Here is a 24,926-nt window from a genome sequence, read left to right as displayed (position 1 = left end):
GCAGCAATCCGCTTACATCGCGGCGATGACTTCGACGAACGACATCCGCCGCGCCTTCCTCGACTATTTCGGGTCGAATGGGCACCAGGTCGTCCCCTCGGCGCCGCTGGTGCCGCACAACGATCCGAGCCTCATGTTCGTGAACGCGGGCATGGTGCCGTTCAAGAACGTCTTCACCGGCCTCGAGACCCGCCCCTACAGCCGCGCCGCCTCCTCGCAGAAATGCGTGCGCGCCGGCGGCAAGCACAACGATCTCGACAATGTCGGCTACACCGCCCGGCACCACACCTTCTTCGAAATGCTGGGCAATTTCTCGTTCGGCGACTATTTCAAGGAACAGGCGATCCACCATGCCTGGACGCTGGTCACCCGCGTCTGGGGCCTCGATCCGGCGCGGCTCACCGCCACCGTCTACCATACCGACGACGAGGCGTTCGACCTGTGGAAGAAGATCGCCGGCCTTCCCGACGACCGGATCGTCCGCATCCCCACCAAGGACAATTTCTGGGCGATGGGCGACAGCGGTCCCTGCGGCCCCTGTTCGGAAATCTTCTACGATCATGGCGATCATATTCCCGGCGGCCCGCCCGGCAGCCCGGACGAGGACGGCGACCGCTTCACCGAGATCTGGAACCTCGTCTTCATGCAGTTCGAGCAGGAAGACAATGAGATCGTCCGCGATCTGCCACGCCCGTCGATCGACACCGGCATGGGCCTGGAACGGATCGCCGCCGTCCTGCAGGGCGTCCACGACAATTACGACACCGACACGTTCAGGGCGCTGATCGCCGCGTCGGGCGAATTCACCCGCACCGACACCGGTGGCGCCCACAAGGCGAGCCACCGCGTCATCGCCGACCATCTGCGCGCCGCCGGCTTCCTGGTGGCGGACGGCGTTCTGCCCGCCAACGAGGGCCGGGGCTATGTCCTGCGCCGGATCATGCGCCGCGCGATGCGCCACGCCCACATCCTCGGCGCCTCGGAGCCGCTGATGCACCGGCTGGTCCCCTCGCTGGTGGCCGAGATGGGTGCCGCTTATCCCGAGCTCGTCCGCGCCCAGCCGCTGATCGAGGAGACGCTGAAGCTGGAGGAGACCCGCTTCCGCCAGACGCTGGACAAGGGGCTGCGGCTGCTCGACGAGGCGACCGCCGGCATGGCGGCGGGCGCCACCCTGCCGGGTGAGGTCGCCTTCCGCCTCTACGACACGTACGGCTTCCCCTACGACCTGACCGAAGACGCGCTGCGCGCGCAGGGCCTCGCCGTCGACCGCGCCGGTTTCGACGCCGCCATGGCCGAGCAGAAGGCCGCCGCCCGCGCCGCCTGGAAGGGCTCCGGCGCCAAGGCGTCGGACGACATCTGGTTCGACATCGCCGAAGCGCACGGCTCGACCGAGTTCACCGGCTATTCCGGCCATGAAGGGGAAGGCCGGGTGATCGCCATCCTGCGCGACGGCGCGCTCGCCGACGGGGCCGGGGAGGGCGATTCCGTCGTCATCCTCACCAACCAGACGCCGTTCTACGCGGAGAGCGGCGGCCAGATGGGCGACGCCGGAAAGATGAGCGGCGACAACGGCTTCCTGGCCGAAGTTGCGGACACGTCGAAGCCGCTCGGCCGGCTTCACGCCCATCATGCTTTGGTCAGGGCCGGCCAGGTGCGGGTCGGCGACGCGCTGCACCTCGCGGTCGACGCCGAGCGGCGCGGGCGGGTGCGCGCCAACCATTCGGCGACCCATCTTCTCCACGCGGCGCTGCGCCACCGGCTCGGCGGCCATGTCACCCAGAAGGGCAGCCTGGTCGCGCCGGACCGGCTGCGCTTCGACTTTTCCCATCCCAAGCCGCTCAGCGCGGAGGATGTCGAGGCGATCGAGGGCGAGGTCAATTTCCACATCCGCCAGAATGATCCGGTGACCACCCGGCTGATGACTCCGGACGATGCGATCGCCGCCGGTGCGATGGCGCTGTTCGGCGAAAAATATGGCGACGAGGTCCGGGTCCTGTCGATGGGCCGGCTCGGCGCCGAGGACCGCGAGGCCAGCTATTCGGTCGAATTGTGCGGCGGCACCCATGTCGGCGCGCTGGGCGACATCCAGTTGTTCAAGATCGTCTCCGAAGGGGCCGTCGCCGCGGGCGTGCGCCGCATCGAGGCGCTGACCGGCGAGGCGGCGCGGCGCTGGCTCGTCGACCGCGAAAGCAAATTGAAGGACATAGCCGCCGCTCTCAAGACGACGCCTGAAGAGGTCCCGGCCCGCGTCCAGGGCCTGGTCGAAGAGCGCCGCCGGCTCGAGCGCGAGCTGGCCGAGGCCAGGAAGGCGCTGGCGCTCGGCGGCGGCGGTCCGGTCGAAGCGGCCGGGCCGGAGCAGGTCGGCGGCCGCGCCTTCGTCGGGCGGGTGCTGGACGGCTTCGATCCCAAGGGCCTGCGCGGCCTCGTCGACGAGAACAAGCAACGGCTCGGCTCCGGCGTCGTCGCCTTGGTCGCGGTCAATGATGGCCGCGCGACCGTCGCGGTCGGCGTCACCGACGATCTCGCCGGCGAGCTCAGCGCCGTCGACCTCGTGCGCGCCGCCGTCGCCCGCGTGGGCGGCCAGGGCGGCGGCGGCCGCCCCGACATGGCGCAAGGCGGCGGCCCCGACGGCGCCCGCGCCCCCGAAGCCCTCGCCGCCGTCCGCGAAGCGCTGGAATCCGTGCCCGCCTGAGCGATCGCCGCCGGAGGCGACGCCGTTCCGCCCGTCGCACCGGATCGGAGTCAATCATGCTGGACCCGCGGCCTCGGCCGTGGGAGTATGGCTGCCGATCGGCGCGGAGGGGAGCGGCGGCATGACAAGACGGCTCGTGATCTGCCTCGATGGAACCGGCAACGAGATCAAGTCGAACCTGTCGAACGTACTGAAACTCTACGTTTGCCTGGAAAAGAACGACGAGCAGCTCGTCTATTACGATCCCGGCGTCGGCACGATCGGCAAGCCGGGGATGGTGGAGCGCTCTGAGACTCAAGGTTCGGAACATCCTCGGCCTAGCGCTCGGGCTCGGGCTCGATGAAAATGTGCTCGATGCCTATTCCTGGCTTTGCCGCACCTACGGGACGGCGACGAGATCTGGCTGTTCGGCTTCAGCCGCGGCGCCTATACGGCGCGCGTCCTTGCCGGCTTTATCCATATGTGCGGTCTGCTGTGGCCGGATCAGCTCAATCTCTGCGGATACGCGCTCGTCGCCTATAAGAGATCGGCCGATAACGATGATATGCAGATCGGCAAGAATTTCCGCCGGATCGCCGGGGCGCGGCGCCCCACCATCCGTTTTGTCGGCGCGTGGGATACGGTCTCCTCCGTGATCGTGCCGCGCAGGGACCGCTTCTATCTGCCTTCCCGGCAGACCCTGCCCTACACGCGCGAGAATCCGAGCGTCCGGACCTTCCGCCACGCCGCCGCGATCGACGAGCGGCGCCGCATGTTCCGGCTCAATCACTGGAAGGATCCCCAGGACTTCAGGCCAGACCCGTCGGAGAAGGAAGAACTGATACCGCAGGACATCAAGCAGGTCTGGTTCGCCGGCGTTCATTCGGATGTCGGCGGCGGCTATCCGGAAGCGCAGAGCGGCCTGTCGAAGTTTCCTCTCCTCTGGATGATCGAGGAGGCGCGGGGAACGCCGTCTGCACCGGGGCTTCGTTTTCATGACCGGCTTGTGGACTGGCTCGCGAAGGGGCAGCGGCCGCCGGACGGCGACAACGCTTATGACTATGTCGCTCCCGATCCCGCGGCGCCTCTTCATCGCTCCCTCAAGGGCGCCTGGTGGCTGCTGGAGGCTTTTCCTCAGCGCACCTCCGAGCGGGAATGGCCGAAGCGGCTGGGGCTGCTCGGCTTCTATCTTCCCTGGGCCGAGCCGCGACCGATCCCGAACCGCCCCTGGCGAGGCCAGCCGGCGAACGAGCCCTTCGCGGTGCATCGGTCGGTCTTCGATCGCGTCGCGGCGCGGCCCGATTATCGCCCGGTCAACATCCCTGGGAAGGTCGTGCTCGAGCCGCCCGGCCCTATGCCCCCGTCGGCACCGCGTCCCCCCTACCGGCCGGAAGGCCTCTGGGCGCGCCTGAAGCGTCTGTTCGTGACGGTGCCTTCGGCCGCGGGGTGGCTGGCCGTGGGCAAGAGCCTCTTGTGGTTGGCGCCGCTGCTGGCGTTGCTCGGCTGGTGGGGCGGCTTCCTCGGCTGGGACCCGCGCTTCGACGGCGCGATGCTGACGATCGCGCTCATCGCCTTCGTCCTTCCGGCGCTCGCCGAGGAGACGCTGTTTCGCGGTATCCTGCTGAAACCTCCGTCCGTGGGCGTGACGGGTCTCGGCCCCGCCGTCCTCTCCGCCGTGCTGTTCGCCCTGTGGCACCCGCTGCAATTGTGGGTGTACCGGGCGGGCGGGTTCCCGGAACCGGATTGGGCGGCCTATGGCGGCCACTGGACCTTCCTTCTCGCGGCGGCGGCCGTGGGTTTCGCCTGTGCGCGCCTCACGCTCGCCTCGCGCTCGCTGTGGCCGGCGGTCCTGCTTCACTGGCTGGTGGTGGTCGCCTGGGCGGCGCTGTTCGGCGGCCCCGGCGGCGCCTGAACTGTCCTACACGTCCTCTTTCCGATACGTAGCGGGGACGCTCTTTGTCATCGCCCACATCCGTCCCGCCACGCCGCAGGGAACCGGGCCAACGCGCCATTCCCGGGGAACTTTGGGTACTTCCGTGCGGGAAGCGCGCTTTTCCGTGCCCGCTTCGCGTCGGCTCAGTGCCCGAACGGGCCGGTTTCGGACCGTCGGCGGCGCCCGATCGACGGGGCACGGTTCAATTGGCCCATTTCCATGATCTGCTGGCGCAGTTCCGCCCGTTTCTCGTGGACCGAGGCGATCACCGGCCCCACCGCCATGCCGAGATCGACCAGCACCGCTTCGGAGAGCTGCAGCGAGGCCTCCAGCGTCTCCGGCACCGCGTCGGTGGCGCCGGCGCGATAGAGTTCGGCGGCATGGGCCGAATCGCGGGCCCGGGCCACGATGGCGAGCTTCGGGCACCAGGCGCGCACCTTCTTCACCAGCCGCACCGACAGCACCGGATCGTCCATGGTGAGGATCAGGGCGGCGGCATGGCCCAGGTTCAGCCGGTCGACGAATTCGGCGCGCGCCACGTCGCCGAAGATCACCGGATAGCCTTCCTGCCGGGCGGCGGCGACCGCGTCGATGTCGGAATCGACCGCCACATAGGGCCGGCCGTGGGTCGAGAGCATCTCCGCCACCAGCCGTCCGACCCGGCCGAAGCCGATGATCACCGCGCGCGGATTGTCCTCGGCCGGGGTCACTTCCGGCACGTCGGGATCGGCGTGGAAGTCGATCCGCCGCGCCGCGGTCCGCCCGATCCGCGCGAGCAGCGGCGTGATGGTGAGGCCGAGCGCGGTCACGATCTGCCAGAAGGCGGCGGTGGACGGCTGGATGAGGCCGGCGGCCGACGCGGCGGCGAGCACGATCAGCGTCGTCTCGGCCGGCGATCCCATCAGCACGCCCGCTTCGGCCGCGACCGCCTTGCGCGCCCCGGCGAGCCGCAGCAGGAAGCCGGTGACGATCCCCTTCACCACCACCACCGCGAACAGGGCGATCAGCAGGCTTGGCCAGTTGCGCAGGATCACCGTCATGTCGAGGCTCATGCCGACGGTCAGCAGGAAGATGCCGAGGCCGAGGCCGCGGAAGGGGGCGGTCACCACCTCCACCTCGCCATGATATTCGGTCTCGGCAATGAGGATGCCGGCGAGCAGCGCGCCGGCGAAGGGCGACAGGCCAACGGCGGTGGTGATGAGGCTGGCGAGGATCGCGACCAGCAAGGCGGCCGACAGGAACATTTCCGGGCTCTTGGCGCGGGCGGCCTGGGCGAACAGCCGCGGCAGGAACAGCCGGCCCGCGACCAGCATCGCCGCGATGGTGAGGCCGCCCATCCACAGCACGTCGACCGCTCCCGCCCAGCCGCCGGTCGCGCCGAACGGCCCGAGCACGCCCAGCACGAAGATGATCGGCACCAGCGCCAGATCCTCGAACAGCAGCATGGCGAGCGCCGACCGGCCGACCGGGCTGGTGGTCCCGACCAGCGGCAGCACCACCGCGGTGGAGGACAAAGCGAGGGCGAGGCCGAGCCCGACGGCGCCGCCCCAGCTCTGCCCCATCAGGTGGAGGCCGAGCGCGATGATCGCCGCCGATCCCAGCAGCTCCGCGGCGCCGACCCCGAACACCAGCTTGCGCATACCCCAGAGGCGGCGGAAGGACAGTTCGAGGCCGATCGAGAAGAGCAGGAGGACGATCCCGAACTGGGCGAACGGCTCGATCGATTCGGGGTTGGAGATGGTGACGTAGTTGAGCCAGGGCGCCTGGCCGGTCATCGCGCCGAGGCCGTGCGGCCCGACCAGCAGCCCGATCAGGATGAAGCCGATCACCGGGCTCACCTTGAAGCGGGTGAAGGCCGGAATCACGATCCCCGCCGCGCCGAGGATCACCAGCGCGTCGGACAGGCCAGAGGTCGGGAAATCGGGAGCCATGACCGCCTTTATGCCGGATCGCGGCGGCTTGAACAGGGCGGGCGGGGAGGGGCCCCTTGCCTCAGCCGCCGCCGGGCGTGTCGGTGCCGGTGGTGGGCGGATGCGGGAGCGGGCGGGCGCGTCGGCCGCGGGCGCTCCAGGCGATGCGGTAGAGGTCGAAGCGGCGGTCGTTCAGGTTCTGGACCGTCCCTTCGGCGCGCGCCCAGGTGAGGTCGGCGAGGTTGACGTCGCTGATCGTCAGCGTCTCGACATTCTCGCTCGCCTCGGCGGCGATGCCGTCGCGGGCGAAGGGGAAGTCGCAGGGCGTCAGGATGCAGGACTGGGCATATTGGATGTCCATATTCTCGACGTTCGGCAGATTGCCGACATTGCCGGACAGGACGACGAAGCATTGATTCTCGATCGCGCGCGCCTGGGCGCAGTAGCGCACCCGCAGATAGCCCTGGCGGTTGTCGGTGCAGAAGGGGACGAACAGGATGCGCGCCCCTTCGTCGACCAGCCGGCGGGCGAGCTCGGGGAATTCGCTATCGTAGCAGATGAGGACGCCGATCGGCCCGCAGTCGGTCTGGATAGCGTCGATCCGGTCGCCGCCTCTGATTTTCCACCAGTAGCGCTCGTTCGGCGTCGGGTGAATCTTCTCCTGGGCGTGGACCGATCCGTCGCGCAGGCACACATAAGCGACGTTCTGGATATCGCCATCGTCGGTCCGGGTCGGGTGCGATCCGCCGATGATGTTGATGTTGTAGCGCAGCGCCATCCGCGACAGCTCGGCGGTGATGCTGGGCGTGTGCGCGGTCAGCCGGTCGATCGCCTCGGCGGGCGTCAGGTCGCGCTTCTCGAAGGCGAGCAGCTGGAGCGTCAGCAGTTCAGGGAAGACGATGAAGTCCGACCGATAGTCCGCCGCCACGTCGACGAAATATTCGATATTGGCGATGAATTCGTCGAAATCCTTCACCGCCCGCATCTGCAGCTGGCAGGTGGCGAGGCGGACGCTCTCCACCCCGCGCGGGACGCGGAACTTCACCGGCTCGCTGGGATCGACATAGGGGTTGCGCCACACGAGGTGGGCGGCATGCCCGCCCGACGCCTTGTCCTCGGGCAGATAGTCCTTGAGGACGCCGATCGGCTCGAACCCGTTCTTCAGCTGGAAGCCGATGATCGGGTCCTTGATCTTCCCCTCGACGGCCTTGGCGACATAGTCCTCGGGCCCGTCCACCCGCCGGCGCACCCGGCTGTAATTGGGCAGGCGGCCGCCGATCACGATGCCCTTCAGCTCCAGCCGCTCGGCCAGCGCCTTGCGGGCATCGTAGAGCCGCTGGCCGAGACGGACGCCGCGCAGCTCCGGATCGACGCACATTTCGAAGCCGTAGAGCCAGTCGCCGGTCGGATCGTGGCGCGACCCGAAGCCGTCGTTGGTGATCTCCTCCCAGCTGTGCGGGGCGAGCGCCAGGCGCTCGTCGAGCCGCATCGTCGCGCAATAGCCCGCGATGCGGCCCTCGTAGAGCGCGACGAACTGACCCTCGGGATAATTGTTCATCTGCCCGCGGATCATGCCCCGGCTGTAGCCGGAGATGCGGTCATAAGCGCGGTCCACCAGCGCGACGATGCCGGGCACGTCCGCCGGGGTGGCGGTGCGGACCTCGAGCTTCGCCTTGCTGGTGGATTTCGTCACGCGTCGGCCGCCATCGCCTTTTCCAGATTGGCGCGGATCGCCTCGAAGAACTGCTCCGTGGTCATCCAGCTCTGGTCCGGTCCGATCAGGATGGCGAGGTCCTTGGTCATCTGCCCCTGTTCTACGGTTTCGATGCAAACCCGTTCCAGCGTCTCGGCGAAGCGGGTGACTTCGGGCGTGCCGTCGAACTTGCCGCGATATTTGAGGCCGCCGGTCCAGGCGAAGATCGAGGCGATCGGGTTGGTGGAGGTCGCCTTGCCCTGCTGGTGCATGCGGTAGTGGCGGGTGACGGTGCCGTGCGCGGCCTCCGCTTCCACCGTCTTGCCGTCGGGCGTCATCAGGATCGAGGTCATCAGGCCGAGGCTGCCGAAGCCCTGCGCCACCTGGTCCGACTGAACGTCGCCGTCGTAATTCTTGCAGGCCCAGACGAACTTGCCGCTCCACTTCAGCGCCGAGGCGACCATGTCGTCGATCAGGCGGTGCTGATATTCGATGCCGAGCGCATCGAACCGCTCCTTGAACTCGCTGTCGAACACCTCCTGGAAGATGTCCTTGAAGCGGCCGTCATAGGCCTTGAGGATGGTGTTCTTGGTCGACAGGTAGACCGGCCATTCGCGGGCCAGGCCGTAGTTCAGGCAGGCCCGGGCGAAGTCGCGGATCGAGGCGTCGAGATTGTACATGCCCATGGCGACGCCGGCGTCGGGGAAATCGAACACCTCATGCTCGATCGTCTCACCATTCTCGCCTTCCCAGCGGATGGTGAGCTTGCCGGGGCCGGGCACCTTGAAATCGGTCGCCTTGTACTGGTCGCCGAAGGCGTGGCGGCCGACCACGATCGGGTCGGTCCAGCCGGGGATGAGGCGCGGCACGTTGTCGATCACGATCGGCTCGCGGAAGACGACGCCGCCCAGGATGTTGCGGATGGTGCCGTTGGGCGAGCGCCACATCTTCTTGAGGCCGAACTCCTCGACGCGCTGCTCGTCGGGGGTGATGGTGGCGCATTTGACGCCGACGCCGTGCTTCTTGATCGCCTCGGCCGCCTCGACCGTGATCCGGTCCTCGGTCTCGTCCCGCTTCTCGATGCCGAGGTCGAAATAGATGAGGTCGACGTCGAGATAGGGCAGGATCAACCGCTCGCGGATCCACTGCCAGATGATCCGCGTCATCTCGTCGCCGTCGAGTTCGACGACCGGATTCTTCACTTTGATTTTGGCCATGAGGCGCTGCTTCCTTGCCCTGGATGGTCGGTATGGCGGGCCGTGTAAGGGGTGGCGGCGCGCCGATCAACCGGCGCGGGGCCTTTCGGTTGTCAGGCCGCGGCGCTCCGCCTAAAGACGGGCGCATGACCTCACTCAAGAAGCCGGACCTCGTCACCACCAACGTCCGCTACCGGATGCCGTCGGTGCATCCGGAAGGGCGCAAGTTCGTCGTCATCTCGGCGGCGATCATGCTGCTGTTCTTCTGGGTGATCGACTGGGACTGGATGGGCTGGGTCCTCGCCGGCGTCACCGCCTGGGTGGCCGCTTTCTTCCGCGACCCGATCCGCACGACGCCGAAAGGGGAGGGGCTGATCATCGCCCCCGCCGACGGCATGGTGACGATGATCACCACCGTGCCGCCCCCGCCCGAACTGATCGGCGAGGACGGGCTCACCGCCGATCCGGTGGTGCGGGTGTCGATCTTCATGAGCGTGTTCGACGTCCACATCAACCGCACCCCGATCCCGGGCACCATCACCCGGGTCGTCTACATCGCCGGCAAGTTCCTCAACGCCGATCTCGACAAGGCGAGCGAGCATAACGAGCGCCAGCACATCCTGGTGCGCGGCGACGACGGCACGCAGGTCGCCTTCACCCAGATCGCCGGCTTGGTCGCGCGGCGGATCGTCCCCTGGGTCAAGGCCGGCGACCGGGTCGAGACCGGCCAGCGCGTCGGCCTCATCCGCTTCGGCAGCCGGGTCGACGTCTATCTCCCGGCCGGCACGTCCAGCCAGGTGCTGCTCGGCCAGCGCACGGTGGCGGGCGAGACGATCGTCGCGCGGACCGGCACTTCGGAGATGATCGAGGGCGTCGCCCAGTGAGCCGCGCCCCGGGCGAGCGGGTGCGCCGGGGGATACCGCTGCGGGCGGTGGTGCCGAACGCGGTCACCGCGCTCGCGCTCTGTTCGGCCCTGTTCGGCATCCGCTTCGCCATCGCCGGGGAATGGCGTTGGGCGGTGGGCGCGATCATCGTCGCGGCGGTGCTCGACGGTCTGGACGGCCGGATCGCCCGCATGCTGCACGGCGCCAGCCGCTTCGGCGCCGAGCTCGATTCGCTGTCCGACGTCACCGCCTTCGGCGTCGCGCCGGCGATCATCCTCTACCAATGGGTGCTGCAGCCGCTGGAGCGCGGGTCCGACCTCTACGAAGGCTGGGTGAAGTTCGGCTGGCTGTTCGCTCTGTCGCTGGCGGTGTGCGCCGCGCTGCGGCTCGCCCGTTTCAACGCCAATATCGACGTCGAGGATCAGCCGCACAAATCGGCCGGCTTCCTGACGGGCGTTCCGGCGCCGGCCGGAGCGGGGCTCGCCCTGCTTCCGCTTTATTTGTGGCTGGCGTTCGACGCGGAGATCTTCCGCCATCCGATGCTGGTCGCGCCGTGGCTCGGCGTGGTTGCCTTTCTGATGATCTCCAGCATCGCCACCTTCTCCTGGACGTCGCTGCGGCTGCGGCGGAGCGTCCGGCTGGGCGCGCTGGTGGCAATCGCGCTCATCGGGGCGGCGCTCTTCTCGGCTCCCTGGCCGACTCTCAGCGCGTTCGCGATCGCTTATGCTCTGCTGATCCCCTTCTCGGTGGCGAGCTACGCCAGGGTCAGGCGGCGGCGTGCCGTGTCCGCGGCACCGACGGACGAACCCGAACCGCGGCCTTGACCCGGCGGCGCGGGGGCTCCTCGCAACGGAGTGCGGCGAGGATCTCGACGAGATTGTCCCTGAACAGCTGCTGGAGGAGCATCGCGAGCCCCAGCAGGAGGGCGAGGAAGAAGATTCCGGCTAGAAGATGCATCACAGCTTTTCCCCTGACTTATCCACAAAACGGCCGAGCCGCGATTTTGCTCCCCCACGGGCTTGAAAACAGATGATGTTCATGTTCTGTTCTGTTGTCAAGCGGACGAGCGGAGCTCAGGCCGCGGCAGGCCCCTCCGGAGGAGCGCTCCGGCCGGGCCGCGCGATCCAAGTTGCCGCGCGCGCTTGATTTCCCGGCCGAGGCGCTCTAAGTGCGCGCGCATTCCACATGCGGAGCCATCATACCGGTGGCTGGCACATGCCAGTCTCTCGGCCCCGCAGAGGTATAACCGGAAGGAGAAAGACCATGGCGTCCAACGCCGCGACGTCGAATGGCGTCACTTTGCAGCAATTGCTCGAGGCCGGCGCGCATTTCGGCCACCAGACCCACCGCTGGAACCCGAAGATGAAGCCGTACATCTTCGGCGACCGCAACGGGGTCCACATCATCGACCTGTCGCAGACCGTGCCGCTGTTCGCGCGCGCGCTCGACTTCGTCCGCCAGACCGTGGCGGCCGGCGGCAAGGTGCTGTTCGTCGGCACCAAGCGCCAGGCGCAGGACCCGATCGCCGAAGCGGCGCGCCGCTCGAACCAGCATTTCGTCAACCATCGCTGGCTGGGCGGCATGCTCACCAACTGGAAGACGATCTCCAACTCGATCAAGCGCTTCAAGAGCCTCGAGGAGCAGCTGGCGGGCGACACCGCGGGCCTCACCAAGAAGGAAGTGCTGCAGCTCACCCGCGAGCGCGACAAGCTCGAGCTTTCGCTCGGCGGCATCCGCGACATGGGCGGCCTGCCCGACATCATCTTCATCGTCGACGCCAACAAGGAAGAGCTCGCCGTCAAGGAAGCCAATGTCCTCGGCATCCCGGTGATCGCGATCCTCGACTCCAATTCGAGCCCGAACGGCATCGCTTTCCCGGTTCCGGGCAATGACGATGCGAGCCGCGCCATCCGCCTCTATTGCGACGCGGTCGCCGACGCGGCGCTCGCCGGCAAGCAGGGCGGCGCCGCCCGCCGCGGCGAGGACGTCGGCGCGATGTCCGAGCCGCCGGCCGAAGCCGCGCTCGCCGAGGCCTGACCTGAATCCTCCCCTCCCGCCTGCGGGAGGGGATTGAGGGGAGGGGCCGTTCCGAACACGCCCTCCCCCGGCCCCTCCCGCGCGCGGGAGGGGAGAACCTTATCAAGAGGAAGAGACACATGGCTGAGATCACCGCCGCGACCGTCAAGGAACTGCGCGAGCGTACCGGCGCCGGCATGATGGACTGCAAGAAGGCGCTGAACGAGACCAATGGCGACATGGAAGCCGCCATCGACTGGCTGCGCACCAAGGGTCTCGCCGCCGCCGCCAAGAAGGCGGGCCGCACCGCGGCCGAGGGTCTGGTCGGCGTCGCCGTCGCGGGCAATCGCGGCGCGGTCGTCGAGGTGAATTCCGAAACCGACTTCGTCGCCAAGAACGAGCAGTTCCAGGAATTCGTCCGCACCGCGGCCGAGCTCGCGCTGAACGGCGCCGGCACCGTCGAGAACCTGCTCGCGGCCGAGTGGCCGACCGGCGGCACCGTCGAGGAGAAGCTGACCGGCAACATCGCGACGATCGGCGAGAACCAGTCGCTCCGGCGCACGGCCGTGCTGCAGGTTAACGACGGCGTCGTCGTGTCCTACGTCCACAATGCGGTCGGCACCGGGCTCGGCAAGATCGGCGTGCTGGTCGCGCTGGAGAGCAGCGGCGACAAGGGCGCGCTCGAGCAGCTCGGCAAGCAGCTCGCCATGCACATCGCCGCGGCCAACCCGCAGGCGCTGACCGGCGATGAACTGGATCCGGCCACCATCGAGCGCGAGCGCGCGATCGCGAGCGAGAAGGCGAGCGAGAGCGGCAAGCCGGCCGACATCGTCGCCAAGATGGTCGACGGCGCCATCGCCAAGTTCCGCAAGGAAAACGCGCTGATGAGCCAGCTGTTCGTCATGGACAACAAGACGAAGATCGAGGACGTGGTGAAGGCGGCCGCCAAGGACGCCGGCGCGGACATCTCGCTCAACGCCTATGTCCGTTTCCAGCTCGGCGAGGGCATCGAGAAGAAGGAAAGCGACTTCGCCGCCGAAGTCGCCGCCGCCTCGGGCGTCAAGAAGCCCGAAGAGGTGAACTGATCGACGGCGTTCGGGCGGCGGCCGGCTCCGATCGGCCGCCGCCCGGCCCGTCTCGCCCCGGTCCCGCAGGGGTCTGAACTGCGGGGGCTTTAGGCTTGGCACCGGCGCGCCGCCTGACTAAGGTGCGCCACCTTTCCACCCAGACCGAGATCGGATCGACCCGCCTTATGCCGCGCCCGCGTTTCAACCGGATACTCCTCAAACTGTCCGGCGAAGCGTTGATGGGGGACGGGCAGTTCGGGATCGATCCGGAAACCACCGCCCGCCTCGCCGGCGAGATCAAGGAAGCGCGCGAGGCCGGCCACGAGCTGTGCCTGGTGGTGGGCGGCGGCAACATCTTCCGCGGCCTGGCCGGCGCCGCCAAGGGCTTCGACCGGGCGAGCGCCGATTACATGGGCATGCTCGCCACGGTGATGAACGCGCTCGCCATGCAGAACGCGCTTGAAAAGATCGGCGTCGACACGCGGGTCCAGTCGGCCATTCCGATGGCGACCGTGTCCGAGCCTTTCATCCGCCGCCGCGCGGCCCGGCACATGGAGAAGGGAAGGGTGGTGATCTTCGCCGCCGGTACCGGCAATCCCTTCTTCACCACCGACACCGCCGCCGCTTTGCGCGCGGCCGAGATGGGCTGCGACGCCCTGTTCAAGGGCACCAGCGTCGACGGCGTCTACGATGCCGATCCGAAGAAGGTGGCGCACGCGCGCCGCTACGACACTTTGAGCTTCAACCGCGTACTCGCCGAGGACCTCAAGGTCATGGACGCCAGCGCGGTGGCGCTCTGCCGAGACAATTCCATTCCGATCGTCGTGTTCAACATCCGCGAGCAGGGCAATCTTGCCCGAGTGCTGAGCGGGCAGGGCACCGCCACGATCGTCCAGAACGAGGGAGGACAAGATGCCGGCCTATGACAAGTCGGATATCCAGCGCCGAATGCAGGGCGCGACCGAGGCGCTGAAGCACGATCTGGGCGGCCTGCGCACCGGCCGCGCCTCGACCGCCTTGCTCGATCCGATCACGGTGTCGGTCTACGGCGCCAACATGCCGCTCAACCAGGTGGCGACGGTCTCGGCGCCCGAGCCGCGACTGCTGTCGGTCCAGGTGTGGGACCGGTCGAACGTCAGCGCGGTCGAAAAGGCGATCCGCGCCGCCGGTCTCGGCATCAATCCGATCACCGACGGGCAGAACATCCGCCTTCCCATACCCGACCTCACCGAGGAACGGCGCAAGGAGCTGTCGAAGCTCGCCCATCAATATGGCGAGAAGGCCAAGATCGCGGTCCGCAACGTGCGCCGCGACGGCATGGACAGCCTGAAGCAGGACGAGAAGAAGGGCGAGATCAGCCAGGACGAACAGAAGAGGCTGGAGACCGAGGTCCAGAAGCTGACCGACGAGACCATCGCCGAGATCGACCAGCTGATCGCCGCCAAGGACAAGGAAATCCTCCAGCGGTGAGCTCCAGCCCGGCCAGTGCCGCGCCCGTGGCGGCCGGCGCCGGGCCGGGCGCGTCCGGCGCGCCGCGCCACGCCGATGGCGTCGCGGCGAACCAGTCCGTGCCGCGCCACGTCGCCATCATCATGGACGGCAACGGCCGCTGGGCGAAGGCCCGCGGCCTGCCGCGCGCCGCCGGCCACAAACAGGGCGCCGAGGCGGCACGCAAGGTGCTGCGCGCCGCCGGCGAGGCCGGGGTCGAATGCCTGACCCTCTACGCTTTCTCGTCCGAGAATTGGCGGCGGCCGGAGACCGAGATCAACGATCTGATGGGCCTGCTGCGCTTCTACATCCAGCATGAGCTGGACGCGCTGCACAAGGAAGGCATAAGGCTGCGGATCATCGGCGACCATACCGCGTTCAAACCGGACGTCGTCGCGATGATCGACCGGGCGACGGCGAAGACGGCCGGCAACACGCGCATGACGCTGGCGGTCGCTCTCAACTACGGCGCGCGCAACGAACTGGTGAAGGCGGTGCAGGGCTTCGCCGCCGCCGCCGCCGAAGGCCGTCTGGCGGCCGAGGAGATCGACGAGGCGCGGATCGAGGCCGCGCTCGACACCGCCGATCTTCCGCCGCTGGATCTTCTCATCCGCACCTCGGGCGAATGCCGGCTGTCCAACTTCCTCCTGTGGCAGGCGGCCTATGCCGAGTTGCTGTTCGTCGACACGCTCTGGCCCGATTTCGACGGCGACGCGCTGCACGCCGCTCTCGCCGAGTTCGCCGCCCGCGAGCGGCGCTACGGCGGCCTGTGACGGCGGTGCCCGCCTCCTCGGATCTGCCGACCCGCTTCGCCGCCGGAGTGGCAATGATCGCGGTCGCGAGCCTCGCCATCTGGATGGGCGGCTGGCCGTTTCGCCTGCTGCTGCTCGCGGGCGCGGCGGTGATGCTGTTCGAATGGGCGGGCATGCACCGCGTGCCCCGCATCTGGGCCTGGGTCGGCACGGCGCTGCTGGCGGCGGTGTTGCTGGGCGCGACCGAATATCTGTTCCCCGCGGGCCAGGTCGACGAGATCGTCGTGGGCGACGGCGCGACCATGATCGCGCTGGAGCAATCGAGCTTCGATCCCGCCTGGATCGGATTCCTGGCGGTGGCGGTCGCCGCCGCGATCCTCGGCTTGGTCAGCCGCCGGCTCACCATGGCCTGGGCGATTCTCTATATCGGCTTGCCGGCCTTCGCGCTCGCGGTGCTCAGCTGGGCGTGGTTCGGCCTCGTTTTCTGGGCGATGATCGTCACCTGGTCGACCGACATCTTCGCCTATTTCGCGGGGCGGGCGATCGGCGGGCCGAAGCTCGCGCCCAGGATCAGCCCGAACAAGACCTGGGCGGGCCTGATCGGCGGCATGATCGGTGCAGGCCTGCTCGGCTGGGTCGCCGCCGGCTTCTTCGATCTCGGCGCGCCTTTCCTTTGGCTCGGCGCGGTAATGGGGCTCGTGGCGCAGCTCGGCGACCTTTATGAAAGCGCCGTGAAGCGCCGCGCCGGGGTCAAGGACAGCGGCGGACTCCTCCCCGGCCATGGCGGCGTGCTGGACCGCGTCGACGGCCTGCTGCCGGTGGCGCTGCTGACGCTGGCGATCCCGATGGCGGGGCTATGGGTCGGCTGAACCACGTGCGCAGCGTCACCATCCTCGGGGCGACCGGTTCGGTCGGGCGATCGACGCTGGACCTGATCGGGCGGCAGCGCGACGCCTTCGAGGTCGCCGCGCTCACCGCCGGCCGTGATGTCGCGGGTCTCGCGGAACTCGCCCGGCGGCTGCGCCCCCGTACCGCCGTGATCGCCGATCCGGCGCTGTACGACGACCTCAAAAATGCGCTGTCCGGCTCCGGCATCGAGGCGGCGGCGGGCGATCAGGCGGTGGTGGAGGCGGCGGGCGCCGGCGCCGACTGGACGATGGCGGCGATCGTCGGGACGGCGGGGCTGAAGCCGGTGATGCGCGCCCTGGAAGGCGGCGGCACAGTGGCGCTCGCGAACAAGGAAGCCCTGGTGTCGGCCGGCGACGTCATGACGGCGGCGGCCAGGGCTGAGGGCGCGACCCTGCTGCCGGTGGACAGCGAGCACAACGCCATCTTCCAATGCTTCGACCATGCCCGTCCGGAAAGCGTTCGCCGCATCATCCTGACCGCCAGCGGCGGCCCGTTCCGCACCTGCGGGCTCGATGCGATGCGAAGCGTCACGCCGGCCGAGGCGGTGGCGCATCCCAACTGGTCGATGGGCGCCAAAATCTCGGTCGATTCGGCGACGCTCATGAACAAGGGGCTGGAACTGATCGAGGCTTTCCACCTGTTCCCGCTTCCCGCCGAGGCGTTCGAGGTGGTGGTCCATCCCCAATCGGTGATCCACAGCCTGGTCGAATATGTCGACGGGTCCGTCCTTGCCCAGCTCGGCGCGCCCGACATGCGCATTCCGATCGCCTATACGCTGGCCTGGCCGGAGCGGATGGAAACGCCGTGCGAGCGGCTCGATCTCGTCAAGACCGGCCTGCTTTCGTTCGAGGAGCCGGACCTGGAGCGCTTCCCCGCGCTGGGCCTCGCCAAGGCGGCGCTGCGCGAGGGCGGCGCGAAGCCCGCGATCCTCAATGCCGCCAATGAGATAGCGGTCGCATCCTTTCTTGAAAGCCGGATCGGTTTCCTCGATATAGCCGCAGTGGCCAGCGAGACGCTGGCGCGCTATGATCCGCCGGCACCCGCCTCCATCGACGAGGTGCTGGAGATCGACCGGCAGGCGCGGGGAATCGCCGCCGGGATCACAGGAAAGTTCACGAATTGACGAGCAATCCCGGCTTCCTCTTCACGGTCCTCGCCTTCCTGCTGGTGATCGGGCCGCTCATCTTCATCCACGAGCTCGGCCATTATTTCGCCGGCCGCTGGTTCGGCGTGAAGGCCGAGACCTTCTCGATCGGATTCGGTCGGGAGCTGTTCGGATGGACCGATCGGCGCGGCACCCGCTGGAAGGTCGGCTGGCTGCCGCTCGGCGGCTATGTGAAGTTCAAGGGCGACATGAACCCGGCTTCGCAGCCGAGCCCCGAATGGCTCGCCATGCCGGCGGCCGAGCGGAACGAGACGTTCCAGGCCAAGAAAGTGTGGCAGCGCTTCATCATCGTCTTCGCCGGCCCGGCGGTGAACTTCCTGTTCGCGATCCTCGTCTACATGGCGCTGTTCGCCAGCTACGGCCAGCCGCGCAGCGCGCCGGTGATCGGCGGGATTGCGCCGGACAGCGTCGCCGAAGCCGCGGGCTTTAAGCCGGGCGACCGCATCGTCGAGATCGACGGCCGTCGCATCACCCGCTTCGAGGACATCGTCTCCTATGTGGCGATCCGCCCGGCGCAGGAGATGCGCTTCGAGATCGAGCGCGAGGGCCAGGCGATCGAACTTCAGGCGGCGCCGCGCGCCGAAATCCACCGCGACGAATTCGGCAACGAGGCGCGGGTCGGGAGGATCGGCTTCGCTTCGAGCGGCCGCGAGACGGTACGGCTGCCGCCGCATCAGGTGTTCGGCGCGGCGATCGGTCAGACCGTCGACACGGTGCGGATGATGGTGGTGACGCTCGGCCAGGTGATCACCGGCTCGCGCTCGGTCAAGGAAATGGGCGGTCCGCTCAAGATCGCGCAATTTTCGGGCCAGCAGGCGAGTCTCGGCTGGCTCGACTTCGTGCTCTTCATGAGCCTCATCTCAATTAATCTGGGATTCATCAACCTGTTGCCAATCCCGCTGCTCGACGGGGGGCACCTGCTGTTCTACGCAATCGAGGGAGTGAGGCGCAAACCTCTGAAGCCGGAAACCCAGGAATGGGCGTTCAGGACCGGGCTGGCGGCGCTTCTGGCACTGATGATCTTCGTCACCATCAACGATCTTCTGTCATTCGGCGTGTTCAGCAGGCTTGGCGGGTTGATCGGCTGAAGCTCTTGGGGCAGGGCAGCACACAACAGGGCAATCTGGCCGTCGTCGACGGTCGAGTCAAAGGCGGGGACGCGTGACAGCGAACACAGCAATTCTGAGAAACCGGCGGCTTTGCTCGGCCCTTCTCGTCGGTACCATGCTGAGCGGCCTTGCCGCTCCGGCCTATGCACAGCAGCCCGCCCAGGCGCCTGCGACCGCTCCCGTCGCGCCGGCGCAGCCCGGCGTCGGCACCGGTACGGTGCAGTCCATTTCGATCGCCGGCAATCAGCGGATCGAGACCGAGACGGTCCTGTCCTATATGGGTCTGCGCGTCGGCGAGCCTTACGACCAGGAGCGGCTCGATCAGGTGCTGCGCGACCTGTTCGCGACCGAATTGTTCGCCGACGTGGCGATCGCCGGCGCCGACACCGGCAACATCGTCGTGCAGGTGCGCGAGAATCCAGTCATCAACCGCATCGTCCTGGAAGGCAACCGGCGGATCAAGGACGACAAGATCCTGCCCGAAATCCGCCTTTCGCCGCGTCAGATCTTCACCCGTTCCCGCGCCCGCGCCGACGTCGCGCGCATCGTCGAGCTCTACCGCCGCCAGGGCCGCTTCGCCGCGCAGGTCGAACCCAAGATCGTCCAGCTCGACCAGAACCGCGTCGACGTGGTGTTCGAGATCGAGGAAGGGCCGCGCTCGCGCGTCCGGCAGATCAACATCATCGGCAACGAACGCTTTTCCGACGCGCAGCTGCGCTCCGAAATGGCGACGCGCCAGGCGCGCTTCTACCGCTTCTTCAGCTCTGCCGACAGCTACGATCCCGATCGTCTGGCCTTCGACCAGCAGAAGCTGCGGCAATTCTATCTGACCCAGGGCTATGCCGATTTCCGCGTCGTCTCCGCGGTCGCCGAACTGACGCCCGACCGGCGCGACTTCATCATCACCTATGTGATCGAGGAGGGCGAGCGCTACCGCTTCGGCGAGGTCGGCGTGGAGAGCGCGCTGCGCGATTTCCGCGGCGAGGATCTGCAGGCGGCGCTGCCGATGCGGTCCGGCCAGTGGTACAATGCCCGTCAGGTCGAGGACACGGTCACCTCGCTCAGCGAGACGGCCGGCCTGCTCGGATATGCCTTCGCCGACGTCCGCCCGCAGTTCAACCGCAACCGCGAGACGCTGACCATGGACGTCAGCTTCCGCATCGCGGAGGCGCCGCGCGTCTATGTCGAGCGGATCGACATCACCGGCAACACCAACACCCGCGACAATGTGATCCGTCGCGAGTTCCGCCTCGCGGAAGGTGATCCGTTCAACGCCGTCCGCGTGCGCCGCTCGCGCGACCGCATCCAGTCGCTCGGCTTCTTCCAGGACAATCTGGAAATCCAGCAGCAGCCGGGCTCCGCGCCCGATCGCGTCGTGCTGGCCGTCGAGCTTGAAGAGCGGTCGACCGGCGAGCTGCAGCTGTCGGCCGGCTTTTCGAGCCTCGAGCGCTTCCTGGTCAACGCGCAGATCCGCCAGCGCAACTTCATGGGCAAGGGCCAGGAGCTGCGCGCCGGCATCAACTATTCGAGCTATGCCAAATCGGTCGAGCTCGGCTTCACCGAGCCCTATCTGTTCGGCCGCAACATCGCGCTCGGCGGCGACGTCTATCGGCGCGACATCAACAGCTTCAACTTCCTGGAAACGCGGCGCCGCACGACGTTCCAGCAGATCACGACCGGCGGTCAAATCCGCGCCGGCGTTCCGCTGACCGAACATCTCACCGTCGCGCTCCGCTACGGCCTCAACTACGATCAGGTGCGGCTCGCCCAAGACGTGTTCTTCACCCGCGATCCGGCGACCGGCCAGCTGGTCTGCGATCCGCTGGTCGCCGGCCGCTATCTCTGCCAGGCGATCGGCAACCGGGTGAATTCGTCGGCGGGCTACTCGCTCGTGTACGACACGCTCAACAACCGCCTCCGCCCGACGGCGGGCGAGCGCGCGGTGTTCAGCCAGGATTTCGCCGGCATCGGCGGCGACGTCCGCTATCTGCGCACCCGCGCCAACGGCTCCAAATTCTGGGGCGTGGGCCGGGGCTTCGTCTTCTCGCTGAGCCTGGAAGGCGGCTACATCCACAGCTTCGAGACCGCGCCCGCGCCGGATCAGGACCCGGTGCGCCTCATCGACCGCTTCTTCCTCGGCGAACCGCAGATCCGCGGCTTCGACATCCGCGGCGTCGGCCCCCGCATCCAGCGCGTGCCCTATCTGTTCGACACCGCGCCGGATGGAAGCTTCACCAACGTGCGTCTCAGCGAGGATCGCAACCAGATCATCGACGATGCGCTCGGCGGCCGGGCTTATTATCTGGGCCGCGCGGAACTCGAAATCCCGCTCGGCTCCGGCGCGCGCGACTTGGGCGTTCGTCCCTCCGTCTTCTTGGACGTGGGCGCCTTGTTCGGCGTGCGGCGTCCGGCCACGCTCGATCTGCCGCCGGGCAGCCCGGAGCTGGTGCGTCCGATCCTCAACGCCGACGGCCTGCGCCAGTGCCTCGGCGCCAATTCGGCGGTGACGGCTCTTCCGGCGACCGAGGCGTCCTGCCCGACCGGCACGACGCTGATCGCCAACAACATCCCGCCCTTCCGCGAACGCTTCGTCGGCGACACGCCGAAGCCGCGCGTTTCGGTCGGCTTCGGCATCAACTGGAACTCGCCCTTCGGCCCGTTCAGGATCGATATAGCTAAAGCGCTTATCAGTGCCGAGGGTGACGACACCAAGCTCTTCACGTTCAACGTAGGAACCGCATTCTAATGAAGAAATTCGCTTTCGGCTCGGCCGCGGCCGCGCTTGCCATTGCCCTGCCTGCTGCCGCGTCCGCGCAGCAAATTCCGGGCGCCGTCATCGCCGTCGTCGACACCGACCGGATCTATCAGGAGTGCACCGCCTGCCGCGGCGCGCAGCAGCAGCTTCAGGGCCAGCTGCAGCAGATCCAGCAGCGCGCGCAGCAGCTGGGTCAGCCGATCCAGGCCGAGCTCCAGTCGCTGCAGGACGCCGCCCGCGCCGCCCAGGGCCAGCCGAACGCGCAGCTCGAGCAGCGCGCCCAGGCGCTCCAGGTCCAGCAGGAAAGCGCCCAGCGCGAGCTCGCCGGCCGCGAGCAGCAGTTCCGCGCCAACCAGGCGTTCGTCCTGGAGCAGATCAACCAGCGCCTCTGGCCGATCGTAACCCAGATCATGCAGCAGCGCGGCGCCAATATGGCGGTCGACCGCGGCGCGACGCTGGCGATCAACCCGGCCGTCGACGTGACCGATCAGGTGCTCGCGGCGCTGAACCAGCAGCTGCCGAGCGTCAACGTCAACGCGCCCGCACAGCAGCAGCCGGCCGCCCAGCAGCCGGCGCAGCAGCAGCCCGCCCAGCAGCAGCGTCGTCCGCAGGGCCGCTGATGAGCGAAGGTGACGGCAGCGCCGCCGCTCCGGTGACCCTGGGGCCGCTCGACATCGGTCGGGTGATGGCGGCGCTGCCGCACCGTTATCCCATGCTCCTCGTCGACCGCGTCGAGGAGCTGGTCCCCGACGAGCGCATCGCCGCGATCAAGGCGGTGACGATTAACGAGGATTTCTTCAACGGCCACTTTCCCGGCCGTCCGATCATGCCGGGCGTCCTCATCGTCGAGGCGCTGGCCCAGGCGGCGGGCGTGCTCGCGGTCGAATCGCTTGGCCTCGCGAACTCCGGCAAGCTCGTCTATTTCATGGCGATCGAGGGCGCGAAGTTCCGCACGCCGGTCGAGCCCGGCGTGCTGCTGCGGCTCGAGGTCGCGTTCGTCCAGAAGCGCGCCAGCGTCTGCAAGTTCGCCGGCAAGGCGTTCGTCGGCGACAAGGTCGCGGCCGAAGCCAATTTCACCGCCATGATCGCGGACCCGCCCTCGGCCTGAGACCACTTTCGCTTCTGGCGTCTCACTGAGGCGGAGCGACCGGGCCGCCGTCAGGCGGGTTCGAGTTCCCGCTGCACCACTTCGTCGGCGAGCTTGCCGTTCAGTTCGGCGAGGTGGTCGAACTCCGCTTCATAGGTGGCGAGGCCCTGCGACAGCGAGCGCAGTTCGGCGTCGAAGCCCTGCATCTCCGCCTCGGGTATCAGCGCCTCGATCCGGTCCCAGCGCGACCAGCCTTCGCGCGGCGCCATGCCGAGCATCTGGCCGCGCCGGCTGGCGATCGCCGACGTGGCGCGCGAGGAGGCGTTGCCCGGGCAGGTCACCACCACCTTCAGCACCGGCTCCAGCAGATGCGGCGACGCGGCGGCGAGCGCTTCGGCCATCGCGATCCGGCCGGCGGTGCGGAAGGCGATCTCCGAACTGTCGACGCTGTGATAGGAACCGTCGGTCAGCGTCACCGCCACGTCCACCACCGGGAAACCGAGCGGCCCCTTCTGCATCGCATCCATCACGCCTTGCTCGACCGCAGGGAACCATTGCTTGGGCACCACGCCGCCCGAAATCCGCTCGTCGAAGGCGAAGCCCACGCCGCGGGGGAGGGGGCGCAGCTCGATCACCACGTCGCCGAACTGGCCATGGCCGCCCGACTGCTTCTTGTGGCGCCCGCGCTGGGTGACGCTGCGGCGGATCGATTCCTTGTAACCGATCGCCGGCTGGCGCGAATCGACCGCCACGCCGTAGCGCCGCTTCAACCGCTCCAGCGTCACCTTCAGATGCTCGTCGTTGACGCCGCGCAGCCGCGTCTCGTGCATCACCTCGTCCTGCTCCCAGCTGAGAGCTCCGTCCTCCTCGGTCAGCTTGTGGAGCGCGGTCGACAGCCGCACGTCGTCCTTGCGGTCGCGCGTGGTGATGGCGAGCGCGTAGTTTGCGGCGACCTGCGGCACGTCCGGGCAGGCCGGCGCCGCTCCGGCCGCGCTCAGCCAGCCGCCGGCCCGCACGCCCTCGGCCTTGGCGATGGCGACGACGTCGCCGGCATGGCCCTCGCCGACTTTCACCGTCTTGTCGCCCTGCACGGAGAAGAGGGTGCCGATGCGGATCGTCTCGCCATCGGCATTGGCCAGCTCCGCCCCTTCCTTCAGGCCCTCGCCGAACAGCCGGGCATAAGCGAGGCGGCCCATCGTTCCGCCATGGCTGATCTTGAAGACGAAGGCGCAGCCGTCCCGCGCGCCCAGCCGCGCCGCGGCGGTCTCGGGCGGGGGGCAGTCGTGGCGCAGCGCCTTCAGAAGCCGGCGCACGCCGAAGCCGTTCAGCGCGGAACCGAACAGGACGGGGACGCCCAGATTCTCGCGCGTCTCGCGGCTGAGATCGGCATAGACGGTCTTGGGATCGGGCGCCTGATCCATCAGCAATTGCTCGAGCAGCGCGTCGTCATGGTCCGCGAGCTGTTCGAGGAGGTGGAAGCGCTCCGCCGCTTCCCGCTCCTTCATGTCGCCGGGGATGTCGGTCTGCTCGGAAGGCTTGCCGGGGCGGTAGTGATAGGCCCGCTCCAGCGCGAGATCGATAAAGCCGGTGATCTTCTCGCCCTCGCGGATCGGGATCTGGCGCGCGAGCAGGGGCGCGCCGCTCATCGGCTGCAGCGCCTCGAGCAGGTCGCGGATCGAGCCGCGCGCCTGATCGATCTTGTTGACGAAGATCATGTGCGGCACGCCGAGCCGGTCGAGCATGCGAAGCGTCGGTTCGGCGAGCAGCGCCCGGTCGGGGTCGGGATCGACGACCACGATCGCGAGATCGGCGGCTGCGATGCCGAGCGCGCCGTCGGCGGCGAAGCCCACCGATCCGGGGCAGTCGATCAGCGCGAAGCGATCGTCCATGAAGCTGAAATGGAGCAGGTTGAGCTCGGTCGAGCCGCCGCGCGCGCGGGCTTCGGGGCTGGCGTCGCCGACGCTGGTGCCATCCGCCACCGAGCCCTGCCGCGTGACGGCGCCGGCCGCAAAGAGAAGGGCCTCGGCGAGGCTGGTCTTGCCGGCCCCGCCAGGCCCCGTGAGCGCGATCGTTCTGGTGCCAACCGATCTGCCGGGCATGCGCGTCTCCTATGGTCCGCTGCGGCGGATCCGCGTGGGGAGACGCGGCTGCCGCGTCGTTGGAAAACACGCAGTTTCCTCCCGTTCTCGTGGGAAGGCAAGGGGTTCGCGCGCATTAATGCGGAACCCCTCAAATCCAAGGGTTGTTCGTCCGGAACATTCCGCCCCCGTTGTCGTTTGCCCCTCGCGACC

At 68.2% G+C, this 24,926-nt stretch carries 19 protein-coding genes and 1 pseudogene; 16 read left to right on the top strand and 4 right to left on the bottom strand.

The features are described 5' to 3' along the window. Window positions 1-25 precede the first annotated feature (25 nt). The 3 genes and pseudogenes from alaS to ACK4K7_RS06130 all read left to right on the top strand — a co-directional run bounded on the left by alaS (window position 26) and on the right by ACK4K7_RS06130 (window position 4,583). Complete coding sequence (gene alaS / locus ACK4K7_RS06140; protein ID WP_431864388.1) at window positions 26-2,692, top strand: alanine--tRNA ligase; 2,667 nt, start codon at window positions 26-28, stop codon at window positions 2,690-2,692. A 121-nt stretch (window positions 2,693-2,813) separates the two neighbouring features. Further along, window positions 2,814-3,617: pseudogene (locus tag ACK4K7_RS06135) on the top strand (DUF2235 domain-containing protein); the annotation flags it as partial. Further along, the gene (locus tag ACK4K7_RS06130; protein ID WP_431864596.1) at window positions 3,618-4,583 is read left to right on the top strand and encodes a CPBP family glutamic-type intramembrane protease; all 966 of its coding nucleotides are present in this window, start codon (window positions 3,618-3,620) and stop codon (window positions 4,581-4,583) included. A 164-nt stretch (window positions 4,584-4,747) separates the two neighbouring features. Here ACK4K7_RS06130 and ACK4K7_RS06125 read toward each other — a convergent pair whose 3' ends face one another. The 3 genes from ACK4K7_RS06125 to ACK4K7_RS06115 all read right to left on the bottom strand — a co-directional run bounded on the left by ACK4K7_RS06125 (window position 4,748) and on the right by ACK4K7_RS06115 (window position 9,424). Then, entirely contained in the window at window positions 4,748-6,535 is a 1,788-nt protein-coding gene (locus ACK4K7_RS06125) for a cation:proton antiporter (RefSeq protein WP_431864386.1), read from the bottom strand. A gap of 61 nt (window positions 6,536-6,596) precedes the next feature. Continuing rightward, on the bottom strand, window positions 6,597-8,207 hold the full coding sequence (locus ACK4K7_RS06120; RefSeq protein ID WP_431864384.1) for a GNAT family N-acetyltransferase: 1,611 nt from the start codon (window positions 8,205-8,207) through the stop codon (window positions 6,597-6,599). Then, entirely contained in the window at window positions 8,204-9,424 is a 1,221-nt protein-coding gene (locus tag ACK4K7_RS06115) for an NADP-dependent isocitrate dehydrogenase (RefSeq protein ID WP_431864383.1), read from the bottom strand. Before ACK4K7_RS06115 ends, ACK4K7_RS06120 begins: the two co-directional genes overlap by 4 nt. A gap of 125 nt (window positions 9,425-9,549) precedes the next feature. Here ACK4K7_RS06115 and ACK4K7_RS06110 point away from each other — a divergent pair, with 125 nt between their 5' ends. The 13 genes from ACK4K7_RS06110 (at window position 9,550) to fabZ (ending at window position 22,656) form a co-directional block, all read left to right on the top strand. Continuing rightward, window positions 9,550-10,287: a phosphatidylserine decarboxylase gene (locus ACK4K7_RS06110; protein ID WP_431864381.1), complete on the top strand. Its 738-nt coding sequence runs from the start codon at window positions 9,550-9,552 to the stop codon at window positions 10,285-10,287. After that, window positions 10,284-11,111 carry a CDP-alcohol phosphatidyltransferase family protein gene (locus ACK4K7_RS06105; RefSeq protein WP_431864379.1) on the top strand — a complete coding sequence of 276 codons (828 nt, stop codon included), beginning with the start codon at window positions 10,284-10,286 and terminating at the stop codon, window positions 11,109-11,111. The genes ACK4K7_RS06110 and ACK4K7_RS06105 overlap by 4 nt, the downstream gene beginning before the upstream one ends. Window positions 11,112-11,550: 439 nt before the next feature. Beyond that, entirely contained in the window at window positions 11,551-12,324 is a 774-nt protein-coding gene (rpsB, locus tag ACK4K7_RS06100; protein ID WP_431864377.1) for a 30S ribosomal protein S2, read from the top strand. 119 nt (window positions 12,325-12,443) lie between these two features. Further along, window positions 12,444-13,388 (top strand): translation elongation factor Ts, encoded by a 945-nt coding sequence (tsf, locus tag ACK4K7_RS06095; RefSeq protein ID WP_431864375.1) that lies wholly within the window; start codon window positions 12,444-12,446, stop codon window positions 13,386-13,388. 167 nt (window positions 13,389-13,555) lie between these two features. Then, the gene (pyrH, locus tag ACK4K7_RS06090; protein ID WP_431864594.1) at window positions 13,556-14,296 is read left to right on the top strand and encodes a UMP kinase; all 741 of its coding nucleotides are present in this window, start codon (window positions 13,556-13,558) and stop codon (window positions 14,294-14,296) included. After that, a complete protein-coding gene (gene frr / locus ACK4K7_RS06085; RefSeq protein ID WP_431864373.1) occupies window positions 14,283-14,840 on the top strand; it encodes a ribosome recycling factor in 558 nt (185 codons plus the stop codon). The genes pyrH and frr overlap by 14 nt, the downstream gene beginning before the upstream one ends. A 26-nt stretch (window positions 14,841-14,866) precedes the next feature. Then, the gene (locus ACK4K7_RS06080) at window positions 14,867-15,631 is read left to right on the top strand and encodes an isoprenyl transferase (RefSeq protein WP_431864592.1); all 765 of its coding nucleotides are present in this window, start codon (window positions 14,867-14,869) and stop codon (window positions 15,629-15,631) included. Continuing rightward, entirely contained in the window at window positions 15,628-16,479 is an 852-nt protein-coding gene (locus tag ACK4K7_RS06075) for a phosphatidate cytidylyltransferase (RefSeq protein WP_431864371.1), read from the top strand. The genes ACK4K7_RS06080 and ACK4K7_RS06075 overlap by 4 nt, the downstream gene beginning before the upstream one ends. Further along, a complete protein-coding gene (locus ACK4K7_RS06070; RefSeq protein WP_431864591.1) occupies window positions 16,476-17,642 on the top strand; it encodes a 1-deoxy-D-xylulose-5-phosphate reductoisomerase in 1,167 nt (388 codons plus the stop codon). The genes ACK4K7_RS06075 and ACK4K7_RS06070 overlap by 4 nt, the downstream gene beginning before the upstream one ends. Further along, window positions 17,639-18,772 (top strand): RIP metalloprotease RseP, encoded by a 1,134-nt coding sequence (gene rseP, locus ACK4K7_RS06065; RefSeq protein ID WP_431864369.1) that lies wholly within the window; start codon window positions 17,639-17,641, stop codon window positions 18,770-18,772. Before ACK4K7_RS06070 ends, rseP begins: the two co-directional genes overlap by 4 nt. Window positions 18,773-18,908: 136 nt before the next feature. After that, window positions 18,909-21,539 carry an outer membrane protein assembly factor BamA gene (bamA, locus tag ACK4K7_RS06060; protein ID WP_431864368.1) on the top strand — a complete coding sequence of 877 codons (2,631 nt, stop codon included), beginning with the start codon at window positions 18,909-18,911 and terminating at the stop codon, window positions 21,537-21,539. Then, complete coding sequence (locus tag ACK4K7_RS06055) at window positions 21,539-22,168, top strand: OmpH family outer membrane protein (RefSeq protein WP_431864366.1); 630 nt, start codon at window positions 21,539-21,541, stop codon at window positions 22,166-22,168. Before bamA ends, ACK4K7_RS06055 begins: the two co-directional genes overlap by 1 nt. Further along, window positions 22,168-22,656: a 3-hydroxyacyl-ACP dehydratase FabZ gene (gene fabZ / locus ACK4K7_RS06050; RefSeq protein WP_431864364.1), complete on the top strand. Its 489-nt coding sequence runs from the start codon at window positions 22,168-22,170 to the stop codon at window positions 22,654-22,656. The genes ACK4K7_RS06055 and fabZ overlap by 1 nt, the downstream gene beginning before the upstream one ends. A gap of 50 nt (window positions 22,657-22,706) precedes the next feature. Here the strand turns inward: fabZ and ACK4K7_RS06045 are convergent, their stop codons facing one another. Continuing rightward, on the bottom strand, window positions 22,707-24,734 hold the full coding sequence (locus tag ACK4K7_RS06045; protein ID WP_431864363.1) for an elongation factor G: 2,028 nt from the start codon (window positions 24,732-24,734) through the stop codon (window positions 22,707-22,709). Window positions 24,735-24,926: the final 192 nt, after the last annotated feature.

This window comes from Allosphingosinicella sp. (genome assembly GCF_046295735.1).
Taxonomy (GTDB): domain Bacteria; phylum Pseudomonadota; class Alphaproteobacteria; order Sphingomonadales; family Sphingomonadaceae; genus Allosphingosinicella.
The sequence above is the reverse complement of the archived record's forward strand: the minus strand, read 5'-3'. Positions and strand labels throughout refer to the sequence as shown.